24 protein-coding genes are annotated in these 21,843 nt (G+C 69.0%); 14 read left to right on the forward strand and 10 right to left on the reverse strand.

Annotated features, from left to right (window positions below):
• Positions 1-32: 32 nt before the first annotated feature.
• The 6 genes from FEK34_RS17100 to FEK34_RS17125 all read right to left on the reverse strand — a co-directional run bounded on the left by FEK34_RS17100 (position 33) and on the right by FEK34_RS17125 (position 4,784).
• A complete protein-coding gene (locus FEK34_RS17100; protein ID WP_249359313.1) occupies positions 33-1,403 on the reverse strand; it encodes an NADH-quinone oxidoreductase subunit D in 1,371 nt (456 codons plus the stop codon).
• Positions 1,403-2,095: an NADH-quinone oxidoreductase subunit C gene (locus FEK34_RS17105; RefSeq protein ID WP_138448797.1), complete on the reverse strand. Its 693-nt coding sequence runs from the start codon at positions 2,093-2,095 to the stop codon at positions 1,403-1,405. The genes FEK34_RS17100 and FEK34_RS17105 overlap by 1 nt, the downstream gene beginning before the upstream one ends.
• On the reverse strand, positions 2,092-2,646 hold the full coding sequence (locus tag FEK34_RS17110) for a NuoB/complex I 20 kDa subunit family protein (RefSeq protein ID WP_014351468.1): 555 nt from the start codon (positions 2,644-2,646) through the stop codon (positions 2,092-2,094). Before FEK34_RS17110 ends, FEK34_RS17105 begins: the two co-directional genes overlap by 4 nt.
• Before the next feature lie 71 nt (positions 2,647-2,717).
• Positions 2,718-3,098, reverse strand: a complete 381-nt coding sequence (locus FEK34_RS17115; RefSeq protein ID WP_138448798.1) for an NADH-quinone oxidoreductase subunit A — start codon at positions 3,096-3,098, stop codon at positions 2,718-2,720.
• Positions 3,099-3,403: 305 nt separating this feature from the next.
• Positions 3,404-3,814: an Rv3143 family two-component system response regulator gene (locus tag FEK34_RS17120; protein WP_138448799.1), complete on the reverse strand. Its 411-nt coding sequence runs from the start codon at positions 3,812-3,814 to the stop codon at positions 3,404-3,406.
• Between the two features lie 94 nt (positions 3,815-3,908).
• Positions 3,909-4,784 carry a LysR family transcriptional regulator gene (locus tag FEK34_RS17125; protein ID WP_249359314.1) on the reverse strand — a complete coding sequence of 292 codons (876 nt, stop codon included), beginning with the start codon at positions 4,782-4,784 and terminating at the stop codon, positions 3,909-3,911.
• Between the two features lie 124 nt (positions 4,785-4,908).
• Between FEK34_RS17125 and FEK34_RS17130 the strand changes: the two genes are divergently transcribed.
• From FEK34_RS17130 to FEK34_RS17150, 5 genes are read left to right on the forward strand one after another with little or no spacing between them, the layout of a single operon-like run.
• Positions 4,909-6,351 (forward strand): form I ribulose bisphosphate carboxylase large subunit, encoded by a 1,443-nt coding sequence (locus FEK34_RS17130; protein ID WP_138448800.1) that lies wholly within the window; start codon positions 4,909-4,911, stop codon positions 6,349-6,351.
• 27 nt (positions 6,352-6,378) lie between these two features.
• Positions 6,379-6,801, forward strand: coding sequence for a ribulose bisphosphate carboxylase small subunit (locus FEK34_RS17135; protein ID WP_138448801.1), 423 nt, complete (start codon positions 6,379-6,381; stop codon positions 6,799-6,801).
• Positions 6,791-7,801 carry an AAA family ATPase gene (locus FEK34_RS17140; RefSeq protein ID WP_138448802.1) on the forward strand — a complete coding sequence of 337 codons (1,011 nt, stop codon included), beginning with the start codon at positions 6,791-6,793 and terminating at the stop codon, positions 7,799-7,801. Before FEK34_RS17135 ends, FEK34_RS17140 begins: the two co-directional genes overlap by 11 nt.
• Positions 7,802-7,814: 13 nt before the next feature.
• On the forward strand, positions 7,815-8,867 hold the full coding sequence (locus tag FEK34_RS17145; RefSeq protein WP_138448803.1) for a class 1 fructose-bisphosphatase: 1,053 nt from the start codon (positions 7,815-7,817) through the stop codon (positions 8,865-8,867).
• Positions 8,868-8,904: 37 nt separating this feature from the next.
• A complete protein-coding gene (locus FEK34_RS17150; RefSeq protein WP_138448804.1) occupies positions 8,905-9,783 on the forward strand; it encodes a phosphoribulokinase in 879 nt (292 codons plus the stop codon).
• 25 nt (positions 9,784-9,808) lie between these two features.
• Here FEK34_RS17150 and FEK34_RS17155 read toward each other — a convergent pair whose 3' ends face one another.
• A complete protein-coding gene (locus tag FEK34_RS17155) occupies positions 9,809-10,186 on the reverse strand; it encodes a PLD nuclease N-terminal domain-containing protein (protein ID WP_138448805.1) in 378 nt (125 codons plus the stop codon).
• 120 nt (positions 10,187-10,306) lie between these two features.
• Positions 10,307-11,575, reverse strand: coding sequence for a DNA polymerase IV (dinB, locus tag FEK34_RS17160; RefSeq protein WP_249359316.1), 1,269 nt, complete (start codon positions 11,573-11,575; stop codon positions 10,307-10,309).
• Positions 11,576-11,683: 108 nt separating this feature from the next.
• Between dinB and FEK34_RS17165 the strand changes: the two genes are divergently transcribed.
• The 3 genes from FEK34_RS17165 (at position 11,684) to FEK34_RS17175 (ending at position 14,589) form a co-directional block, all read left to right on the forward strand.
• Complete coding sequence (locus tag FEK34_RS17165) at positions 11,684-12,094, forward strand: BlaI/MecI/CopY family transcriptional regulator (protein WP_014351457.1); 411 nt, start codon at positions 11,684-11,686, stop codon at positions 12,092-12,094.
• Positions 12,091-13,038, forward strand: coding sequence for a M56 family metallopeptidase (locus tag FEK34_RS17170; protein WP_138448806.1), 948 nt, complete (start codon positions 12,091-12,093; stop codon positions 13,036-13,038). The genes FEK34_RS17165 and FEK34_RS17170 overlap by 4 nt, the downstream gene beginning before the upstream one ends.
• Before the next feature lie 441 nt (positions 13,039-13,479).
• On the forward strand, positions 13,480-14,589 hold the full coding sequence (locus FEK34_RS17175; protein ID WP_138448807.1) for a DNA glycosylase AlkZ-like family protein: 1,110 nt from the start codon (positions 13,480-13,482) through the stop codon (positions 14,587-14,589).
• Positions 14,590-14,819: 230 nt separating this feature from the next.
• Here FEK34_RS17175 and FEK34_RS17180 read toward each other — a convergent pair whose 3' ends face one another.
• Positions 14,820-15,569, reverse strand: coding sequence for a TetR/AcrR family transcriptional regulator (locus FEK34_RS17180; RefSeq protein WP_138448808.1), 750 nt, complete (start codon positions 15,567-15,569; stop codon positions 14,820-14,822).
• Positions 15,570-15,665: 96 nt separating this feature from the next.
• On the opposite strand from FEK34_RS17180, the gene FEK34_RS17185 reads away from it, so the two are divergent.
• Genes FEK34_RS17185 through FEK34_RS17195 form a run of 3 tightly spaced genes read left to right on the forward strand, consistent with a single transcriptional unit; the run spans position 15,666 to position 17,925 of the window.
• On the forward strand, positions 15,666-16,646 hold the full coding sequence (locus FEK34_RS17185; RefSeq protein ID WP_171048256.1) for an ATP-binding cassette domain-containing protein: 981 nt from the start codon (positions 15,666-15,668) through the stop codon (positions 16,644-16,646).
• Entirely contained in the window at positions 16,643-17,470 is an 828-nt protein-coding gene (locus tag FEK34_RS17190; RefSeq protein ID WP_138448810.1) for an ABC transporter permease, read from the forward strand. The genes FEK34_RS17185 and FEK34_RS17190 overlap by 4 nt, the downstream gene beginning before the upstream one ends.
• Before the next feature lie 50 nt (positions 17,471-17,520).
• Complete coding sequence (locus FEK34_RS17195; RefSeq protein ID WP_171048257.1) at positions 17,521-17,925, forward strand: NUDIX hydrolase; 405 nt, start codon at positions 17,521-17,523, stop codon at positions 17,923-17,925.
• A 49-nt stretch (positions 17,926-17,974) separates the two neighbouring features.
• Here FEK34_RS17195 and FEK34_RS17200 read toward each other — a convergent pair whose 3' ends face one another.
• Positions 17,975-18,175, reverse strand: coding sequence for a hypothetical protein (locus FEK34_RS17200; protein ID WP_138448811.1), 201 nt, complete (start codon positions 18,173-18,175; stop codon positions 17,975-17,977).
• Positions 18,176-18,642: 467 nt separating this feature from the next.
• Here FEK34_RS17200 and FEK34_RS17205 point away from each other — a divergent pair, with 467 nt between their 5' ends.
• The 3 genes from FEK34_RS17205 to FEK34_RS17215 are packed head-to-tail and all read left to right on the forward strand — an operon-like array spanning position 18,643 to position 21,758.
• Positions 18,643-20,868 carry a PEP/pyruvate-binding domain-containing protein gene (locus FEK34_RS17205; protein WP_138448812.1) on the forward strand — a complete coding sequence of 742 codons (2,226 nt, stop codon included), beginning with the start codon at positions 18,643-18,645 and terminating at the stop codon, positions 20,866-20,868.
• Positions 20,865-21,389, forward strand: a complete 525-nt coding sequence (locus tag FEK34_RS17210; RefSeq protein WP_138448813.1) for a hypothetical protein — start codon at positions 20,865-20,867, stop codon at positions 21,387-21,389. Before FEK34_RS17205 ends, FEK34_RS17210 begins: the two co-directional genes overlap by 4 nt.
• A 3-nt stretch (positions 21,390-21,392) precedes the next feature.
• A complete protein-coding gene (locus tag FEK34_RS17215) occupies positions 21,393-21,758 on the forward strand; it encodes a hypothetical protein (RefSeq protein ID WP_138448814.1) in 366 nt (121 codons plus the stop codon).
• The last annotated feature ends 85 nt before the right edge of the window (positions 21,759-21,843 follow it).

Genomic DNA, 21,843 nt, shown 5'->3' on the forward strand with positions numbered 1-21,843 from the left:
AGCCGGTGCCTGCGGCCGGAGCGGATATCGCCTCATCGGTCCACACCGCCCATCACCGGGTCGATACTGGCGACGGAGGCGATGACGTCGGCCACCATGCCGCCTTCGCACATCGCCGCCACCGCTTGCAGATTCGTGAACGAGGGATCGCGGAAATGCACCCGGTACGGTCGGGTGCCGCCGTCGCTGACCATGTGCACGCCGAGTTCGCCGCGCGGCGATTCGACCGCGCTGTACACCTGCCCGGCCGGGACCCGGATGCCCTCGGTGACGAGCTTGAAGTGGTGGATGAGCCCCTCCATCGAGGAGCCCATGATCTTGCCGATATGCCGCGGCGAATTGCCGAGACCGTCGGGGCCCAAGGCCAGGTCGGCGGGCCAGGCGATCTTCTTGTCGTCGATCATGACCGGCCCCGGCCGCAGCCGGTCCAGGCACTGCTCGACGATCTTGAGCGATTCCTTCATCTCCTCGACGCGGATGACATACCTGCCGTAGCAGTCGCAGCCGGTGGTGGTCGGGATGTCGAATTCGTAGGTCTCGTAACCGCAATAGGGTGCGGCCTTGCGCAGATCGTGCGGCAGTCCGGTGGCGCGCAGCACCGGTCCGGTGATGCCGAGCGCCATGCATCCGGTGAGGTCCAGATAGCCGATGTCCTGGGTGCGGGCCTTCCAGATCGGGTTCTGGGTCAGCAGATGTTCCATATCGCGTAGCCGCTTCGGTAGCAGCGCCAGCAATTCGCGCACTTTGTCGACGCCATCGTCGGGCAGATCCTGGGCGAGCCCGCCGGGCCGGATATATGCGTGGTTCATGCGCAGGCCGGTGATGGTCTCGAAGACGTCGAGGATCAGCTCGCGTTCCCGGAATCCGAACAGCATCGGGGTGAGCGCGCCCAGCTCCATCCCGCCGGTGGCCAACGCCACCAGATGCGAGGAGATCCGGTTGAGCTCCATCAACAGCACCCGGATGACGGTGGCGCGCTCGGGGATCTGCTCGGTGATGTCGAGCAGCTTCTCCACCCCGAGGCAGTAGGCGGTCTCGTTGTAGAACGGTGACAGGTAGTCCATCCGGGTGACGAAGGTGACGCCCTGGGTCCAGTTGCGGAACTCGAGATTCTTCTCGATGCCGGTGTGCAGATAGCCGATGCCGCAGCGGGCTTCGGTGACGGTTTCGCCCTCGATCTCCAGGATCAGCCGCAGCACACCGTGCGTGGACGGATGCTGCGGGCCCATATTGACGACGATGCGTTCCTCGCCGGCGCCACGCAGGGCTTCGGCCACCTCGTCCCAGTCCTGGCCGCCGACGGTGACCGTCGTAGGTTCGGGCGGCGGCGCGGGGACCGGATGGGAGGGGGTACCGAGATCGTCGGTGTCGGCTCCGGCGGCGTGGGTGTCGGTGTTGTTCATCAGCTGTAAGCCCTCCGCTCGTCGGGCGGCGGGATACGCGCGCCCTTGTATTCGACCGGGATCCCGCCGAGCGGGTAGTCCTTGCGCTGGGGGTGTCCGCGCCAGTCGTCGGGCATGGTGATGCGGGTGAGTGAGGGGTGCCCGTCGAACTGGAGGCCGAAGAAGTCGTAGGTCTCGCGTTCGTGCCAGTCGGTGGTGGGATACACCCGATACAGCGACGGGATGTGCGGGTCGGCGTCGGGCGCGGACACCTCGATCCGGACCCGGCGCCCGTGCGTGATCGACATCAGGTGATAGACCGCGTGCAGTTCGCGTCCGGCGTCGTCGGGGTAGTGCACGCCGTTGACGCCGAGGCACAGTTCGAACCGCAGCGCCGGATCATCGCGCAGCGCCCGGGCCACCGCGACTAGCTCCGCGCGCCGTACGTGCAGGGTGAGTTCGTCGCGGAACACCACCACTTTCTCCACGGCGGCCTCGAAGTCGAGCCCGACCTCTGCGAGGGCAGCGCGCAGCGACTCGACGAGGGCGTCGAAATATCCGCCGTAGGGCGGGGGCGTGCCGCCGGGGAGGCTGACCTGACGGATGAGCCTGCCGTAGCCGGAGGTGTCGCCGGTGCCCTCGGCCCCGAACATGCCGTGCCGGACGCCGATCACCTCGTCGCCGGAGCCGCCGTGCGGATCGCCGGCCGTCATCGCAGCAGCCCTTCCATCCGGATGGTGGGCGTGGCGGCGAGGGCGGCCTGTTCGGCGGCGCGGATGGCCTCTTCGCGGTTGACGCCCAACGGCATCTGCTGGATCTTCTCGTGCAGCGCGATGATCGCGTTGAGCAGCATCTCCGGCCGCGGCGGGCAGCCGGGGAGGTAGATGTCGACCGGTACCACGTGGTCGACGCCCTGGACGATGGCGTAGTTGTTGAACATGCCGCCGGAGGATGCGCAGACCCCCATGGCGAGCACCCATTTCGGTTCGGTCATCTGGTCGTAGACCTGACGCAGCACCGGCGCCATCTTCTGGCTCACCCGGCCCGCGACGATCATCAGATCGGCCTGGCGTGGGGAGGCGCGGAAGGCTTCCATCCCGAACCGGGCGAGGTCGAATCGCCCGGCGCCGGTGGCCATCATCTCGATGGCGCAGCAGGCCAGCCCGAAGGTGGCAGGCCAGAGCGAGCCCTTGCGTAGGTAGCCCGCCATCGACTCGACGGTGCTGAGCACGAAACCGCTGGGCAGTTTTTCTTCGAGACCCATAATCGACTGCTTCTCCTGGATCGTCCCCGCAGGGCGGGGAGCGCGGTGCGAGGTGTTCGGCGCCGGTCGGCTCAGTCCCAGCTCAGGCCGCCTCTGCGCCATTCGTAGGCGTAGGCGACCGAGACATTGACGATGAACAGAGCCATCGCGGCAAGACCGAACAGACCGAGCGAATCGAAGTGGACCGCCCACGGATACAGGAACACGATCTCGATATCGAAGATGATGAACAGCATCGCGGTGAGGTAGTACTTCACCGGGAAGCGTTGCCCGGTAACGTTTCCCGGCCCGCCGGCCACGGCGTGCGGTGTCGGCTCGATGCCGCATTCATAGGGCTCGAGCTTGGCCCGGTTGTAGCGTTTGGGCCCGATGAGGGCCGCGATAGCGACCGAGCCCAGCGCGAACGCGGTAGCGATCGCGCCGAGCACGAGAATCGGCACCTCGGTATTCACGACTGCACTTCCCCTCCTTGCGAACGGGGCGGGCGGGGTTGCCGTCCGTCCTCGAACGGGGTGCGGGCGGTCGATGCGGTGGTCCGCGTCGCCGGGGTCGCGTCATCGCCGTAGTGGGCGAGGGTGGGCTGGTGCGAACCTGGCGTTGCGGGTCGTCATGTCATCTCCCGCGCTCATGTGAGCTAGAGCACAGCCTACAACCGATCCGGGGCCGGACCCGGCGATTCGTCGCGATCTTTGATCGAATTAGGCACTGACATTTATGACCGAAACGGGGCAATCCGCGGGCGCGTCGTCTCCGCAGTTCAGGCGGCCGGGCGGCCGCGCAGCAGGCTGACGACGGTGTCGGTGAGCTGGATCGGATCGATCGGATGGGTGACCGTCGCTTCCGCGCGCGACCAGCGGGCCAGCCATTCGTCGTCCGGGCGTCCGGTCAGCACCAGCAGCGGCGGGCAGTGCGCGAGCTCGTCCTTGAGCTGTTTGGCGATCCCGAGCCCGCCCGCGGGGGTGGCCTCACCGTCGAGGATGGCCAGATCGATGCCGCCGGCGTCCATCTGCTCGATCACCACATCGGCGGTGGCGACCTCGAGATACTCCAGCTCCGGTAGGTCCGGATGCGGCTGTCTGCCCAGGGCCAGCATCACCTGGCTCCGGGTGTCGGCGTCGTCGCTGTAGACCAGGACCCGCAGCGCGGCGGGATCTTTCGCATCGGCCACGTCGGCATGGTACGTCCGTGGTCGGGTGGTTGGTGGCACGTTCGCCGAGATCGGCCGTGTCGTTCGATGGACCCGCCGGATCGGGGTGTCGCGCTCAGGACGGCCGGAAGGCATCCGCGCCCACCTGAGCCGGGTCGAGCAGGTGGGCGAGGAACAGGCGGGTGGTGGGGCTGGGGTTGCGGGTGGTGATGGCATGCCAGGGCCGGTCCAGCGGCGTGCCGTCGACGGGAAGCACCCGCAGCGCGCCGGAGTCGAGGTGCTCGCCCACCGCGTCGCCGTGGATGAGGGTGACGCCGAGCCCTTCCCGCGCGGCGGCGAGCACCGCCCCGTGGGAGCCGAGGGTGAGGGTGGGCGGGTCGATCTGCAACTGGGCCAGCAGGCTCAGGGTGGCCTCTCGGGTGCCGGAGCCGCGCCCGCGCAGCAGCCAGGTGGCGCGCATCGGATCGCAGGCGCGCGCGGCGGGTCCGACGACGACGAGCCGGCTCGGGCGTCGCGCGCGGGTGACCAGCCCGGCGTCGCGGGGTGGGCGCCCGGCGATGACGAGATCGGTCTCGTGGTGCTGCAATTCGAGGAACAGCACATCGCGCGGATGGATCGACAGGCTCAGCTCGATCTCCGGATAGCGGTTGCGGAACGCCGCCAGCGGGCGCAGGAGCACGTACTCGCCCGCGGTGGCGACCACGCCGATGCGCAGCCGCCCGGAGTCGGCGCGGCGCACCGCGGCGTGCGCCTCCTGCATCAGTCCGAGGATGCCGCGGCAGTAGTCGGCGTAGACCCGGCCCGCCTCGGTGAGGATGATGCCGCGGCCGGATTTGGCGATCAGCTTGGCGCCCAGCTGTTTCTCGATATGCGCGACGGCGGCGGACACGGCCGCCTCGGTGACATGCAGTTGACTCGCGGCGCGGCGGATGCTGTCGGTGCGGGAGACGACCAGGAAGGTTTCCATCCTTGCCGCACTTACTCTCCCCATTGACAGACGGTAGCAAACCCGATGAAACGGTTGAGTTTTTCGGCAAACATTCAAATTGTTTGTCCTGCCACGGGCCGTCATCCTGGACATCGCAAGGCGTTCACCCCCGTGAGCAGGAGGAATGATGGCCGACGAAACCGAGCGTGACCGTTGGGATCCGGGCGTCCAGTCCTACGCCTCGATGGGGTACTACGCCCCCGACTACCAGCCCTCCGATACCGATGTGCTGGCCGTGTTCCGGGTGACACCGCAACCGGGTGTCGATCCGATCGAGGCCGCGGCGGCGGTGGCGGGCGAATCCTCCACTGCCACATGGACGGTGGTGTGGACCGATCGGCTCACCGCGCACAGCAAGTACCAGGCCAAGTGCTATCGCATCGACGAGGTGCCCGGCCGGCCGGGGGAGTACTTCGCCTACATCGCCTACGACCTCGATTTGTTCGAGGAAGGTTCGATCACCAATCTCACCTCCTCGGTGATCGGCAACGTCTTCGGTTTCAAACCCTTGCTGGCATTGCGGCTCGAGGATATGCGGATTCCGGTCGCGTATGTGAAGACCTTTCAGGGCCCGCCGCACGGCACGGTGATGGAGCGCGAGTATCTGAACAAGTACGGCCGGGCACTGCTCGGGGCTACGGTGAAGCCGAAACTCGGTCTGTCGGCACGCAATTACGGCCGAGTGGTGTACGAGGCGTGCAAAGGCGGGCTCGACTTCACCAAGGACGACGAGAACATCAACTCGCAGCCGTTCATGCGCTGGCGTGATCGCTACCTATTCGCGATGGAGGGCGTGAACCGAGCGATGGCCGAGACCGGTGAGATCAAAGGCCACTACCTCAACGTCACCGCCGACACCATGGAGCAGATGTACGAGCGGGCCGAGTTCGCCAAGGAACTGGGCAGCGTGGTGATCATGATGGATCTGACGGTGGGATACACCGCCATGCAATCGATGTCGCACTGGGCGCGGCGCAATGGCGTGCTATTGCATCTGCACCGAGCGGGCCATTCCACCTTCACCCGGCAGAAGACACACGGGGTGAGTTTCCGGGTGCTGGCCAAATGGTGCCGGTTGATCGGCGTCGACCATCTGCACGCGGGCACGGTGGTCGGCAAGCTCGAGGGTGATCCGGCCACCACGAAAGGCTTCTACGACACCCTGCGGGAGAACGCCATCCCCGTCGAGCCGGCCAACGGGATCTTCTTCGAGCAGCACTGGGCCAGCTTGCCCGGGGTGATGCCGGTGGCCTCCGGTGGCATCCACGCCGGGCAGATGCACCAGCTGGTGGAGCTGTTCGGCGATGATGTGATCTTGCAGTTCGGCGGCGGCACGATCGGTCATCCGCTGGGAATAGCGGCGGGCGCCGAGGCCAATAGGGTGGCCTTGGAAGCGATCGTGCAGGCCCGCAACGAGGGTCGCGATCTGCTGCGCGAGGGACCGGAGGTGCTGCGCAAAGCGGCCGCAGCCAACCGCCCACTCGACGTTGCGCTGGCGACCTGGGGTGAAGTCAGTTTCGACTACACCTCCACCGACGCACCCGACGCGGTGCCGACGGCGACCCACTGAGCGGCGAAGACCACTGGAGGACATGCCATGTATCTGCGTCACGGAGCCTTCTCGTATCTGCCCGACCTGACCGACGCCGAGATCGGCGCCCAGGTCCGCTACGCCCTGCTCAACAATTGGCCGGTCTCGATCGAGTACACCGACGATCCGCATCCACGCAATGCCTACTGGGAGATGTGGGGGCTGCCGCTGTTCGATCTCGACGAACCCGATGGGGTGCTGGCCGAGATCAACGCCTGCCGGGCCACATTCCCGCGCCACTACGTGCGGGTGCTGGCCTACGACGCCAGCTACGGCAGGCAGACCACCGCGCTGAGTTTCCTGGTCCAGCGTCCACCGGACGAGCCGGGCTTCGCCCTGCGCCGCGTGGAGGGTTCCGACCGGCGTCAGCGCTACAGCCTGCACTCCTACGCGGCCGAGGCCCGGCCGGGTGCCCGGTATGCCGACTGATCGCGCGGCCACCGGTTTCCGGCTGCATCGGCCCGGGGTCGAGGATCCCCGGCCGGTGCGGGCGGTGCCCGCGGACTCGGAGGCGGCCGCGCCGGAGGAAGTACTGGCCGACGATGCCGTCCTCGACCTGGCCGCGGACGTGGCCACCGGCGACGTCGAGCAGGTATTGACCGCTCTGGACGCCGAACTGGTCGGGCTGACGAAGGTCAAGCGACGGGTGCGCGAGATCGCGGCATTGCTGCTCATCGAGCGCGCCCGCGCACGGTTCGGACTGGAATCCTCACGTCCGACCCTGCACATGAGTTTCACCGGCGGTCCAGGCACCGGGAAAACGACGGTGGCGCTGCGGATGGCGCAGATGTTGCACGCGCTCGGCTATGTGCGCACGCCCAAGGTGCACACCGTCACTCGCGATGACTTGGTGGGGCAGTTCATCGGCCACACCGCACCGAAGACGAAGGAGGCGCTGGCCAAGGCCGCGGGCGGGGTGCTGTTCATCGACGAGGCCTACTACCTGTTCCGGCCGGAGAACGAACGCGACTACGGCCAGGAGGTCATCGAGATCCTGTTGCAGGAGATGGAGAACGAACGCGGCAGCCTGGTGGTGATCTTCGCCGGTTACCCCGATCGGATGGACCGGTTCTTCTCCGCCAATCCCGGCTTGTCGTCGCGGGTCGCGCACCACCTCGAGTTCGACGACTACACCCATGCCGAACTGCTGCGGATCGCCGAGCTGATGGTGGCGGGGGAGCACTTCCGGTTCGACGAGGCCGCGCACACCGCGTTCGCCGATTACCTCACCGCACGGATGAGCAGGCCGCGGTTCTCCAATGCGCGCAGCGTGCGCAATGCGATCGACCGCTGCCGGTTGCGGCAGGCGCGGCGGCTGGTGGAGCTGGGGCGCCCGCTCACCAAAGCCGACCTGACCACGTTGACGGAGGCAGACGTCTACGGCAGCAGTGTGTTCGGCGCGCCCGCCCCCGCCGAACCCAGCGGATGAGGAGGGCACCGCGATGCCCGAAGGATGGAAGACACTCACCCGCTACACCATCGAGGAGGAACACCGGCATCCCGGCTCGTCCGGTGAGTTCTCGGCCCTGGTCAATGTGGTGGCGACGGCGACCAAACTGATCGCCAATCAGGTGACCCGTGGCGCGATCCTGGCCACCCGCGCCGGCGCCGCATCGGGCGGTGCGCCGACGGCGCGACGTGAACTCGACGCCCTCAGCAACGACATCATGATCTCCGAGACCCAGTGGACCGGGCATCTGGCGGCCTTGCTGTCGGAGCAGCTCAGCGAGGTGCACCGGGTGCCGCGGGGGCAGCGGCGCGGCAAGTATCTGCTCGCCTTCGACCCGCTCGACGGTTCCAGCAATATCGACGTGAACCTGCCGGTCGGGACCATTTTCAGCGTGCTGCGCGCCGAGCAGGACGGTTTCTGTCAGCCGGGAACCCGGCAGGTGTGCGCCGGATTCACCCTGTACGGCCCGGCCACCATGCTGGTGCTGACCACCGGCAGCGGGGTGGACGGCTTCACCCTCGACCGGGAGATCGGCGCGTTCGTGCTGACCCATCCGCAGATGCGTATCCCCGAGGACACCTCGGGTTTCGCGATCAATGCCGCCAACGAGCGTTTCTGGGAACGGCCGGTACGCCGCTACGTCCACGAATGCCTCGACGGCGTGGACGGGCCGCGCGGGCGCGATTTCAATATGCGCTGGGTGGCGTCACTGGTCGCCGACACCTTCCACATCTTGACCAGGGGCGGGGTGTATCTGTACCCGCGCGATACCCGACCGGGCGCGGGCCCGGGCCGGGTGTCGCTGCTCTACGGGGCCAACCCGATCGCCTTCATCGTCGAACAGGCCGGCGGCGCCGCCTCCACGGGCAGTGCGCGGGTACTGGAAGTAGTGCCCGGCGACCCGCATCAGCGGGTGCCGTTGATCTTCGGTTCCCGCAACGAGGTCGAACGCATCGAGCGCTACCACCGCGAACCCGACGCGGGCCCGAATTTCGACACCTCGCTGTTCGGCACCCGCTCGCTGTTCCGCTCGGCCGGGCGCTAGCGGCGTCGATCTGTTGTCCGGTCACCGAGGAGGGCCCATGTCGGTCAAACATCCCGTCGTCGCCATCACCGGATCCTCCGGTGCGGGCACCACCAGCGTCACCCGCACGTTCCAGGAGATCTTCCGCCGGGAGGGCATCAATGCCGCGATCGTGGAGGGGGATTCGTTTCATCGCTACGACCGCAACGAGATGAAGCTGGCGATGGCCGAGGCCGAGCAGAACCGCAACACCACCTTCTCCCATTTCGGGGAGGAGGCGAATCTGCTGCCGGAGTTGGAGCGCTTGTTCCGCGACTACGGGCAGACCGGCGTGGGTGCGGTGCGCCGGTATCTGCACGACGAGCAGGAGGCCAAACCCTACGGCCAGCCCGCGGGCACCTTCACCCCGTGGGAGGATCTGGCGCCCGGCAGCGATCTGCTGTTCTACGAGGGACTGCACGGTGCGGCGGTCACCGACACCGTCGATGTGGCGCGCTACACCGATCTGCTGGTGGGGGTGGTGCCGATCGTGAACCTGGAGTGGACGCAGAAGGTGATCCGGGACAAGACCGAACGCGGCTATTCCAGTGAGGCCGTGATCGATACGATCCTGCGCCGCATGCCCGACTATGTGAAGTACATCTGCCCGCAGTTCTCCCGCACCTACGTCAACTTTCAGCGGGTGCCGACCGTGGACACCTCGAATCCCTTTATCGCGCGGTCGATTCCGACGGCGGATGAGAGTTTCGTGGTGATCCGCTTCGCCGACCCGAAGGTGATCGACTTCCCGTATCTGCTGTCGATGCTGCACGACTCGTTCATGTCGCGACCCAATTGCATCGTCGTACCGGGCGGCAAGATGGAACTGGCCATGCAGTTGATCTTCACGCCGCTGATTCTGCGGCTGATGGACAAGCGGCCCACCGCGGCGCGGTGAGATCCGGAGGCGTCATGCGTTGAGGTCAGAGTTCGCCGGCCTCGTGGCGACGGCGCTCCTCGGCCTGGCGCTGCTCCTCCTGGCGGCGCGCTTCGCGGCGCTGGGATTCGGCGCGTTCGCGCAGCGCGCGCAGGAATTCCTCGTCATCGTCGGCGTTGCGGGCGACGTGGCGCCCGGGGCGGTCGTATTCGGCGAACCGGGTGGTGGAACGCGGGCGCGGCTCGTGCAGCGGACGCCCGGCAAACAACCACAGCAGTGCGCCGACGGTGGGAACGAGGACGACGACGAGCAGCCAGCCCATCTTCGGCAGATGCCGGATACCGGTATCGGGGCAGGTGATGATGTCGACCAGGCAGTACACCCACAGGGCAAGGGTGATGAGGCCGAGAATCGCGTACGGCATCGGTGGTTCTCCTCGGTGCGGCGGCGGACGGTGTGGCGGTTCGTCGGCCGCGGATTCCCCCGAACCTGCCTGGCCCAGAATACGACGAAAAACCCTGTCGGGCAATCTTTGAGCAAATTCTCAGTCGGGTAGCAGCGGCACCGACAGGCCTTCGCCGCGGCCGAGGAGCGCGGCCCGGGTGACGGCGCCGGAGCCGAAACGGCGGCGCAGATCGTCGAGGGCGGCGTCCAGGGGTGCGGTCGGGCGTGCCTCGAAAGGCAACGTCAGCTGCACGGCATCGGCGTCCTCCAGATTGGTCAGTGCCAGCCCGATCAGGGTGATGCCGCGCTCCTGGATCAGCGGCAGGGCGGCGGTGAACAGGATGCGCGCGGCATTGCGGATGGTTTCGGTGTCGTCGGTCGCCTCGGCCAGGGTGTGCGAGCGGGTGGCGCGAGTGAAATCGTCGAAACGCAAGCGCAGCACCACCGTTCGCGACACCCGGCGTGCACCGCGCAGGCGACGGCCCAGCCGGTCGACGAGACCGTAGAGATAGGCGGCGAGTTCCTCGGGCGGGCGTGGGCGGCGGCCGAGAGCGCGCTGGGCGCCGATCGAGCGACGGCGTTTGCCGGTCTCCACCCGGCGCGGATCGCGGGCCCACGACAGGGCGTACAGATGCCGGGCGGCGGCGGGGCCGAGCATCGACCGCAGGCCCGATTCGCCGAGTTCGGCGAGCTGCCCGACGCGGGTGATCCCGTGCTGATGCAGCGTCGCCGCGGTGACCACGCCGACGCCCCACAACCGCTCGACGGGCAACGGATGCAGGAATTCCAGTTCCCGATCGGGTTCCACCAAGCGCAGGCCATCGGGTTTGGCGACGGCGCTGGCCACCTTCGCCAGGAATTTGGTGCGGGCGATGCCCACCGAGATCGGCAACCCGGCCTCGGCGCGAACGCGGGCACGCAGCCGCTCGGCGATACCCTGCGGCGGCCCGGCGATGCGGCGCAGACCCGCCACGTCCAGGAAGGCCTCATCGATGGAAATGCCTTCCACCACGGGCGTGGTGTCGCGGAAGATCTCGAAGACCGCCTTGCTGGCCTCGGCGTAGGCCGACATTCGTGGCGGCACCACCACCGCGTGCGGGCACAGCCGCAGGGCCTGGCCGCAGTTCATCGGCGTCCGCACGCCCAGCGCCTTGGCTTCGTAGCTGGCGGCCAGCACGACGCCGCCGCCGACGAGCACCGGTCTGCCCCGCAGTGTGGGATCGTCGCGTTGTTCGACCGAGGCGTAGAACGAGTCCAGATCGGCATGCAGGATCGAGGCGTCCGTGCGCGCGGTGATCCGCGGACGGCGCGAGCTCGCCGGCTCGGCCGCCCGGCCTGAGACGGCGGGCGCGGGGTCGGACACGAACATATGTTCGCATGAGGGTCCGACATGTTTCGCTGCCCATGGTTTGCCGATCTACGGTTCGGGTACGTAGCAATGGTGGCCGGCGAGTACGCTGAGCGCACGATGAGACGGATGCGGGCCAGTGATGAGGGAGTCGGCACGGTGCGTGGGTTCGGTGATCTCGAAGCGGTGATCATGGATCGGATCTGGGATCGGGACACCGAGACGACCAGCGTCCGCGACATTTACGAGGAGTTGTGCGCCTCCCGCGATATCGCGTACACGACGGTCATGTCGACGATGGACAATCTGCATCGCAAGGGCTGGCTGGCCAGGGAGCGCGCGGGCAAGGCCTACCGCTACTGGCCGACGCTCACCCGGGAAGAACACAGTGCCCGGCTCATGCTCGAGGCGCTGGGCTCGGGCGGGCGCTCCGATCTGGTGCTCAGCCATTTCGTCGACCGGATCAGCGACGAGGAGTCCGCGGGCCTGCGTGCCGCGCTGCGACGGCTGACCGCGCGCAAATCCCCTGGACCGGCGTGACCCTCGCGACGACGCTGCTGTTGTACGGCGCGGGGGTGGCCGTCGCCGGTCCGCCGGTACTGCGCCGGCTCACCCGGACCGGAACAGCGCCGCGCCTCGGTGTGCTGGCGTGGGTGGTGACCGTGGCGAGCGCGCTGGCCGCCTGGACGGCGGCGGCCGCCGTGTTCGTGATCGAACACGCCACCGTGTGGCGGCACTCCGACGAGGCCATCCGCGCCTGTTACGCGGTGTTCGGCATGCCCGTGCATCCCTACGACCACCCGGCCGGGCGCCTGGTCACCTTCGCGCTCGCGATTCTGGTGGCCGTCGCGGCCGGGGCGCTGGGATGGCGGAGCCTGCGGACGCTGGTGCGGATGCGCCGCCGGACCCGCGCACACGCCAGGGCGGTACGCATGGTCGGACGGCGCATGCCTGGACTTCCCGCCGTTGTGCTGGACGCGCCGCAACCGCAGGCCTACGCCGTGCCCGGGCGACCCGACACCATCGTGGTCACCACCGGTGCGCTGGCCGCACTCACCGACGATCAGCTCGCCGCCGTGCTGGCGCACGAACGCGCCCACCTGTCCGGCAGGCATGGCGTGTTGAGCGCCGCGCTCACCGGGATCGCCGCGATGGCGCCGCGGCTCGGGGTGCTGCGGCACGGTTCGGCGGAGGTCGGCCGGTTGCTGGAGATGTGTGCCGACGACGCGGCAGCCCGCGAACACGGCCGCGAGCCGCTGTTGGGCGGGCTGCTCGCCATCGTCGACGCGGACACGCGAACCCCGGCGGGCGCGCTGGGCGCCGCGGGCACGGCTGTGCTGGCGCGGGCACAGCGACTGGCGGCGCCTGCGGGTGCGGTGCGCCGGGCGACCACCAGGACCGCGTTGCTCGGCGTCATTCTGACGACCGTCGGGGGTTTGGTGACCGCCGCCGCTTGTGTGCTGTTCTGCGTGAGTGTGTTCTGAGCGTCGGCGACCCACGGCGTGCGTACATAGACCGCGACGGGAGTGGTAGGGCATCCGGCTGGGCTCACGCAAGGTTGTCGTGGCGCCGGAGGCAGGACTCGCACATGTCCGAGTCCGGCGACCTCGGTGAGTTGGTACGCCAGTACGCGCGCGGTCCCGGGGGCTCGGCCGCCCGGCCCCGGTGACCGGGAAGGTACGCCAGTACGCGCGTGGTTCCGGGAATTCCGTCCGGCGCACTGGTGTGAAAGGCTGCGCTGGCCTCGGCCTCGGCGTCGGCTGCCGCACTGCGGCGCGGGACGGCGAGTTGCGTTCATCCGGCTCCGCGCCCACGCGATGGCATTCACCTGTGGTGGCCGCAGGGCACGGCGAATTGTCGGTGCCGGCGATTAGGGTCGGACGATGCCGGACAGGGAGCCGGGCAGCAGGAGAAGGGGATGTGCGATGCGGGTGAGTTGGGACCAGGTCTTCGCCTGGCGGCTGCGGCGCCAATACGTGCGGCCCCGCACGGCGGTGGACGCGGTCGAGATCGCGGCGCGGCTGTGCGGCTTGCAAGCGCAGGTGGCGTCCTCGGCCGAACTCGCGGCGGCGCTGCGCACCAGCACCCCCGAATCCGGGGCTGTCGCACGGGCTCTCGCAGACGGTGAGCTGATCAAGACCTGGGCGATGCGCGGCACGCTGCACGCCATGACCTCCGAGACCGCCGCCGCCTGCCTCACCCTGCTCGCCGCCGCGCGGACCTGGGAGAAACCGTCCTGGCAGCGCACCTTCGGGGCCACGCCCGCGCAGGTGGCGGCGCTCGCGGACAAGGTCGGCGAGCTGCTCGAAACCCAGATTCTCACCCGCGAGGAATTGGTCGAACAGATCGCCGCCGATCCGGCCTTCGCCGTGCACGCGACCGAACTGCGTTCGGGCTGGGGCGCGTTGCTCAAACCGCTGGCCTGGCAAGGGGTGCTCTGTCACGGCCCGGCGCGCGGCACCAAGGTGAGTTTCACCAGTCCGGCCTCGCTGCCCGGCTGGCGGCCGGTGACCGACGTCGACGCGGCCGCTCGCACCGCGGTCACCGCCTACCTCGGCGCCTACGGCCCCGCCACCCCCGAAGCGTTCGACGCCTGGCTCAGCCGGGGCGCGCACCGCAAGACCAGGGTGCGCGGCTGGTTCGCCGAGCTGGGGGAGGAGCTCACCGAGGTCGACGTCGAAGGCAGGCGCGCCTACGTCCTGACCGCACACGCAGAGGAACTCGCCGCCACCGAACCCGACGATTCGGTGCAGCTGCTCGGCGCGTTCGACCAATACGTGCTCGGACCCGGCACCGGCGATCAGGAACTACTTCCGGCGCAGCATCGCGCGAAGGTGAGCCGGACCGCCGGCTGGATCGCGCCGATCGTGGTCGCGCGCGGGCGGATCACGGGCACCTGGGAACTCACCGATGACGACGAGGTCGCCGTCGCCATGTTCGACGGCGCGCGCGTTCCCCGCGCCCAACTCGCCGACGCGCTGGCCCATCTGGCCGAGGCCACCGGACGCGGTCGCCTCACCCTCCGGGCAGCCTAACCGACCGCGCGCGTCGAGAGGCCGACGCCGGTGTCGCTGCGGCCGGGCGACCGTCTCGGCCGGCGTCCACGTGGTGGTGGCTGATTCGGCGATCTGCCTGGCCAATTCGACACCGATCGGGCCGGCGGAATGGTCGTCGGCGTCGCAGGGCGCTCGCGGGACGATCCGACGCCGACCGACCCGGCAACGGCGTGGTGACTCGGATCGACCACGCCGCGCCCCGGAGCCGATCAGCCCCGCGCGCGTTCCTCGACCAGATCCGCGAGTCCGTCCAGTATGCGTTGCAATCCGAACCCGAAATGATCGAAATCCTGGTCGAAGGCGTTCTCCTCGAGACCGGCCATGGTCGGATACCGTCCGCTGTTCATCGCCCGCTCGAGCATCGGTAGCTGCGCCTGCCAGAATTCGGCGTCGGTCATCCCGGTGGTGCGCAGCGCCTCCTGCTGGAAGACCTCCGCGCGGGCGGCGCCGACGACGAAGTTGTCGATCATGACGATCACCGAGATCAGCTCCACATCGGTCAATCCCATCGGCTTGATCGCCGACAGCACGACCTCCATGCTCTCCACGGCGCCGGGCCCCATGATCGGCCGTGCCTGGTTGACGTAGAGCAACCACGGATGGCGGCGATACAACGCCAGCGTCCCCCGGGCGACCTGCTCGAGCGCGGCCCGCCACCCGTCTGTGGCTGTCACGTCGTGATCGGGACGCTGCACCCGGTCGAGCATGAGATCGAGCAGCTCGGCCTTGCCCGGCAGATAGCGATACAGCGTCATGGTGCCGGTGCCCAATTCGGTGGCGACGCGTCGCATGGTCACCGCCTCGAGTCCCTCGGTGTCGGCGACCTGGATGGCGGCCTCGACGATCCGGTCCAGCGTCAGCCCCGGCTTGGGGCCTCGACTCGGCCGGGGACCGGTGTCCCACAGCAGTTCGAGCGTGCGGTTGATATCGCCGCTGCCGCTGGTCTCGGTGCTCGCCATGATCGTCACCCTATCGCCCGGCTCAGGCCCCGGAAAAATTAACTGGGTACATCGTACCCGTAATAGGGTACGATGTACCCAGTTCTGGTTCGTTCCATGGGTACGGAGGGTTTTGTGAGCGAATACGCCGTGGTGGCCGAGGGTTTGAGAAAGAGATACGGGGACAAGCACGCACTCGACGGGTTCGATCTGACGGTGCGTCGCGGCACCGTGCACGGCCTGCTCGGACCCAACGGTGCGGGCAAGACCACCGCCGTGCGCATCCTGTCGACGCTGATCCGGCTCGACGGCGGCCGGGCCACGGTGGCCGGGCTGGATGTCGCGCGCCAACCGCGCGAAGTGCGGTCCCGGATCGGGTTGACCGGGCAGTACGCCGCCGTGGACGAAGTGCTGACAGGCCGGCAGAACCTGGAGATGTTCGGCAGGCTGTTCCATCTGGGCGGTCGCCGCGCCCGCAGCCGAGCGACCGAACTGCTCGAGCGCTTCGATCTGGTCGACGCGGCCGATCGCGGTGTCGGCAAATACAGCGGCGGCATGCGGCGCAGGCTCGACCTGGCCGCGTCGATGATCCTCGCGCCGGATGTGCTGTTCCTCGACGAACCCACCACCGGTCTCGACCCGCGCAGCCGCGGTGAGGTGTGGGAGTCGGTGCGCGCGCTCGTCGCCGACGGGACGACCGTGCTGCTGACCACCCAGTACCTGGAGGAGGCCGATAAGCTCGCCTCCCGCATCACCGTGATCGATGCCGGGCGCGCCATCGCCGACGACACTCCGGACGGGTTGAAGAACACCGTCGGCGCCGACCTCATCGAGGTGGTGGCCGCCGATATCGCGGATCTGCCCGCCGTCGCGAAGGTGGTGGCCAGGGTGTGTGTCGGCGAACCGGATGTCGACGACGCCGAGCGCCGGGTGCACGCACCCGTCACCGATCGGGTCGCCGCACTCACCGAGGTGGCGCGCACGCTCCAGGATCAGGGAATCACGGTGGAGGACATCGGATTACGCCGGCCCAGCCTCGATGATGTGTTCCTGCAACTGACCGGCCATCGGGCCGCGACCGAGGAGGTGGCGGCGTGACCGCGACAGCTGATCTCGCGCCCTTGCGCGCTCGCTCCCGCGGCTACTGGGTGGTGGCCGACTGCTGGAACGTGGTGCGCCGCGGGCTCACCCACTATCAGCGTCAGCCGGTGAATATCGCCTGGCAGCTGGGCTTTCCGATCCTGTCGGTGCTGTTGTACGGGTATGTGTTCGGTTCGGCGATGACGGTGCCGGGCGGCGGCGACTACCGCACCTTCCTGATGCCCGGCATGTTCGCCATGACGATGGCCTTCGGCTTCATCAATACCGCGACGGTGATGGTCTACGACGCCACCAACGGCGTGATCGACCGCTTCCGGTCGATGCCCATGTCGCCGTCGGCGGTGGTGTCCGGGCGTGGTGTCACCGATCTGCTGGTGGCCTGCGCCGAGCTGACCATCCTGATGCTCACCGCCCTGGTCATCGGCTGGCGGCCCGAGGGTGGCATCCTCGGCGTCATCGCGGCCTTCATGCTGCTGCTGTGGCTGCGGTTCGCGCTGATCTGGGTCGGGGTGTGGCTGGGGCTGCTGGTGCCGAACCCGGAGGCCGCGGGTGGGCTGTTCGCGGTCGCCTTCCCGCTGACGATGATCTCCTCGATCTTCGTCGCACCGCAGCTGATGCCGGACTGGCTCGGCGTCATCGCGGCCTGGAACCCGATCTCCTCCACCGTGGCGGCCAGCCGGGAGCTGTTCGGTACCCCGGTAGGTGCGGGCGATTCCTGGATCGAGCAGCATGCGGTGCTGATGGCCGTGGTGTGGCCGATCCTCATCACCGCGGTCTTCCTGCCGCTCGCGGTGCGCCGGTTCCAGCGACTCAGCCGCTGAACCGCCCTACCGGCCCGGTGGCGTCGGCGCCGGGCCGATAGGCTGCGACGATGACCGACGGGCTGGCGACCGAACTCATCGACACGGTGGCGTGGGTGCGCATCGAGGACGGCAAGATCCTGTGTGCGCGCCCGCGCGGCAAGGATGTCTTCTACATCCCCGGCGGCAAGCGGGAGCACGGCGAATCCGATCTGCAAACGCTGGTGCGGGAGATCGAAGAGGAGCTGACGGTCGCCCTGCTGCCCGAGACCGCCGCGCATGTCGGGGTGTACGAGGCCGCCGACGGCGCCTTCTCGGTGCGGATGAGCTGCTACACCGCCGACTACCGCGGCACACTCACCGCGAGCAGTGAGATCGAGGCGCTCGCCTGGTTCGGCTACGGCGATCGCGCACTGGTACCGCCGGTGGATCAGCTGCTGTTCGACGAACTCGCCGCCGCCGGGCTGTTGCGCTGACCGGCGCGGTCGATCGCACACGCCACCGCCGCGCTGACCTGGGGTCTGCTCAGCAGAGCGGTGCCTTCGAGCCCACCAGTTCACCGCGGAAGAAGCACACGATCAGCTGGACGAAGTCGCGCGCATAGGTCGCCGAACCGGAATCGGCGGAGCCGGTGGGCGCGGCAGTCGCAGCGGGAGCGGCCATACCCGCGCCGGTGACGAGGGCGGTGGAGACGAGAACTGCGGCGCAAGCTCGGGTGACGACCATGACGGCTCCGTTCGAATCGAGGTGCCGCCAGTATCGTCCGGGCCGCGCGGCGGCGGCAGCCCCGAACTCTCGGGGCGAAGGAATGCGTGGCAGCCGACTACCTGTGCGTGAACATGGCGATCGCGACGGCGTTGCCGATGAATAACGTTGTGCGCGAGCCACACTGGACGACGGCACGGCATCGTACCCTGGATGTTGCCTGATCATCCAGGCCCGGCGGCCGTGACCTGTGTGACTACAAAACGAACGTTCCTTCCTTGACGCCGGGGATCCGGGGCGCAACACTGGAATTCAGGTAAGCGGAGGACCCATCTCCTCTTAGGAGGTCGTTGTGGCCGGAACCACGGCGTCGATGCCGATCCAGCACTGCGCAGCCCCCGCGGCGCGTGCCCGATCTCGCGCGGCGCTGACCGCACCGAACGGGCCGATCGAAACAACGTCGTTTCCATATCGAAGGGTGCCCCCCGATGACCCTCATCACCGCCCCGACCCGCCCCGGCATCGTCACACTCGCCGATCCACGCGCCCGCGACGCGGACCTGACCGGCGCCAAGGCCGCCGCACTCGCCGAGGCCGCCGCCATGGGGCTGCCGGTCCTCGACGGTTTCGTGCTGACCACCGCGTGGTCCGAGCCCGAGCATTCACCGGAACTGTTGTGGCGCAAGCTGTCCGGCGGCGGCACCCGCCCGCTGGTGGTGCGCTCGTCCTCGGTCGCCGAGGACGGCGCCGAACAGTCCATGGCGGGCATGTTCACCTCGGTGCTCGGGGTCCGGGGCTGGCCGCGCTTCCGGGAAGCCGTCGACGAGGTGCTGGCCTCCGCCACCGCACCCGCGCCCACCGAGGCCGCGGGTTCCGCGCCGATGGCGGTGCTGGTGCAGCCGTTCCTGGCGGCAAGCTGGGGCGGGGTGGTGTTCACCGCCGACCCGGTCACCGGGCGCACCGATCGGATGATGATCACCGCGGTGCGCGGCGGACCGGATGCGGTGGTCAGCGGCGCCGAAGACGGATGGACGGCACTGCTCACCCGATCCGGGCGGGTGCGGCGGGTCGTCGCGCACGACGCGCCAGGGTTGCCCGGGTCGGTGCGCCGCAAGGTGATTCGGATGGCGTTGCGCGCCGAGCGCATGTTCGGGTGCCCGCAAGATATCGAATGGGCGGTGGACGCCGCAGGAAACGTCCGATTGCTCCAGGCCCGGCCGATCACCACGCTGCACGGACGCGTCACCGGACCGGTGCTCGGTCCCGGCCCCCTGGCGGAAACCTTCCCCGATCCGCTGCGCCCCCTCGAACAGGACCTGTGGCTCAGGCCGTTGGCCGAGGGGCTGCGTGTGGCGCTGGAACTGACCGGCGCCGCACCGGCACAACGCATTCGCGAATCTCCGGTCGCGACCAGTGTGCTCGGGATCGCCGTGGCCGACCTGGAACTCCTGGGTGCCATCCAGCCGCGGCGCCGGCTGATCGACCGGCTCGATCCCCGGCCGGGGGCACGCAAACTCGGCGCCGCCATGCGGGTGGGGCGGCTGGCGGCCGCGATGCCGCGGCTCGCGCGCCGCATCTGCGAACGGGTGGATGGCGACCTGGCCGCGGTGCCGCCGCTGACGGAGCTGAGCCGCGCACACCTGCTGGCGATCCTGGACAACTCGCGCACCGCACTCACCGCGCTGCACGGGTACGAAGCCCTGGCGGGGATGCTCGCGGGTGCCGATGAGCCCGCGCCGACGGCGGCCGCGCTGGCGCTGGCCGCGCTCGGCAGAGCCCGGGCCGAGGCAGTGCCCGTCCACCGGGTGATCGAGGAGTTCCCGGTGGTACTCGCGCTCACGCCACCTCGTATCGGTGAGCCCGCCGCGCCACCGGATGCCGAGGGCGCCGAACTGCCGGATGTCGACCACCCTGTCGGTGAATTGGCGCTCGCCCGTGAGGCATTGCGGCTGCGGACCCGGTGGGTGCAGGAGCTCGGCGCGCGTGCGGCGTGGGAATTGGGGGGTCGGCTCGCCGCCGACGGCGTGGTGGACTCGGCCGCATCGATCGCCTTGCTGAGCTTGGATGAGGTGGTTGCTGCGACCCGGGGTCGTCGGTCGCCGCGTCCGGCGGGGGCTCCGGGACCGGCGGACGGCGTGGGCCTGGTGAATGGTGCTCGATTGGCGGATGGCGTGGGACCTGCGGAAGGCACGGTTCAGGACGCGCCGCGCACGACAGGTTCGTGGGGTGGTCCGCCCAGCGGCGGGCCGCTGACCGAATGCGGCAAGGATCGCAGCTCTGCCGGCCGATCGACCGACGAGACGGGCTCGGCCACCGACGTCGCCGTTCATCTGCCCGCGCGATTCCGGCTCGCCGAGGACGGCTGGCCCGTCCCGGTGGGCGAGCGGTCCGGGTCCGGCGATGGGGGTGTGGGTGCCGGTGGTGGCAGCGGGCGCGGTGTGGTGCATATCGGGGACAATCCGCCGCCGGGATCGGTGCTGGTGGTGCGCCATCTGGATCCGCGCCTGGCGGTGGTGGTGCCGCGCCTGGCCGGGTTGATCGCCGAAACCGGCAGTCCGCTCAGCCATGTCGCGATCCTGGCGCGCGAACAAGGTGTCGCGGTGGTGGTCGGGTATCCGGACGCCACCAGGCGGTTGCCGGACGGTGCGGTGGTCGAACTCGACGGGCGCACCGGCTCGGTGCGGGTGAACGGCGATGCGGAGGTGCGGCGATGAACGCGCGCGGACTGGGCATGCTGCTGGCGATCGGCTCGCTGATCGCCACCGGCACTTACGTGTTCGTGTATTTGTACCGGTGGGAATGGAACCGCGCCATCCTGACCGCGACGCTGTTCATCGCGGCCGAGATCGCGCTGGTCGCGATGGTGCTGATCAAGCGGTTGCGGGCCATCCAGCACGAGCTCGGCGACGGCAGTTACGACCGGAGCCGGGCCGAACGCGAACGCACCGCGCGCATCGTGCACGCGGCCGAGCCGGCCTCGCAGGTCGGATTCGCCTGGCTGGGTCGCCCGGATCGGCTCTCGGTGTTCGTCCCGGTGCTGCTCGCCGGCGGGGTGCTGCTGACCGGCGTGGCGTGGCTGGTCGAACGTCTCGCCAGGATGACGGCGGGCCCCTCGGCCGAACGGCGCATCCTCGCGGGACTCGACCGGCTGCGCCTACCCGACGACGGATTCCTGACCCCCGCTCCGGACCGGCTACAGCTGCTGCGCGGGCCGTTGACCGACCCCAGGTGGTGAGCGGTGCGCCGCATCCTGGTGCTCGCGCTGCTCGCGGTGGTGGCCGCCGCGGGCATCACCGCGCTGTCGTCGAGCATGAAATTCCGAACCGACCGCGGACCCACCGGCAGTCGCACCCTCATCCATTTCACCGCCGAGTCCCGTCACCCCGCCGCGGCTGCGGCCCTGCGCCTGTGGGAGGAGTGCGCCAGCATCGCCAACCACGTCCGCCTCGTCGCGGGCCCGCGCCACGACGGCACCCGCTGGACCGTGGTCCTCGAACCAGCCCTCGGCCCGCACACCGAGCGCCGCCTCACCGGCTGCCTCGACGACCTCACCGTCGACGGCATCCGCGGCCACCACCTCGCCACCGAACGGCTCGCCAACTGACCTCGCCCGCATCGGGGTTCGCGTGGGCGCGCAACCGTCCGGCGGCGCGCCGAGCCATCCGGCAACGATCGGACCCGCAGCCGGC

Origin of the sequence: Nocardia cyriacigeorgica, assembly GCF_005863245.1 — a bacterium.
Taxonomy (GTDB): Bacteria; Actinomycetota; Actinomycetes; order Mycobacteriales; family Mycobacteriaceae; genus Nocardia; species Nocardia cyriacigeorgica_C.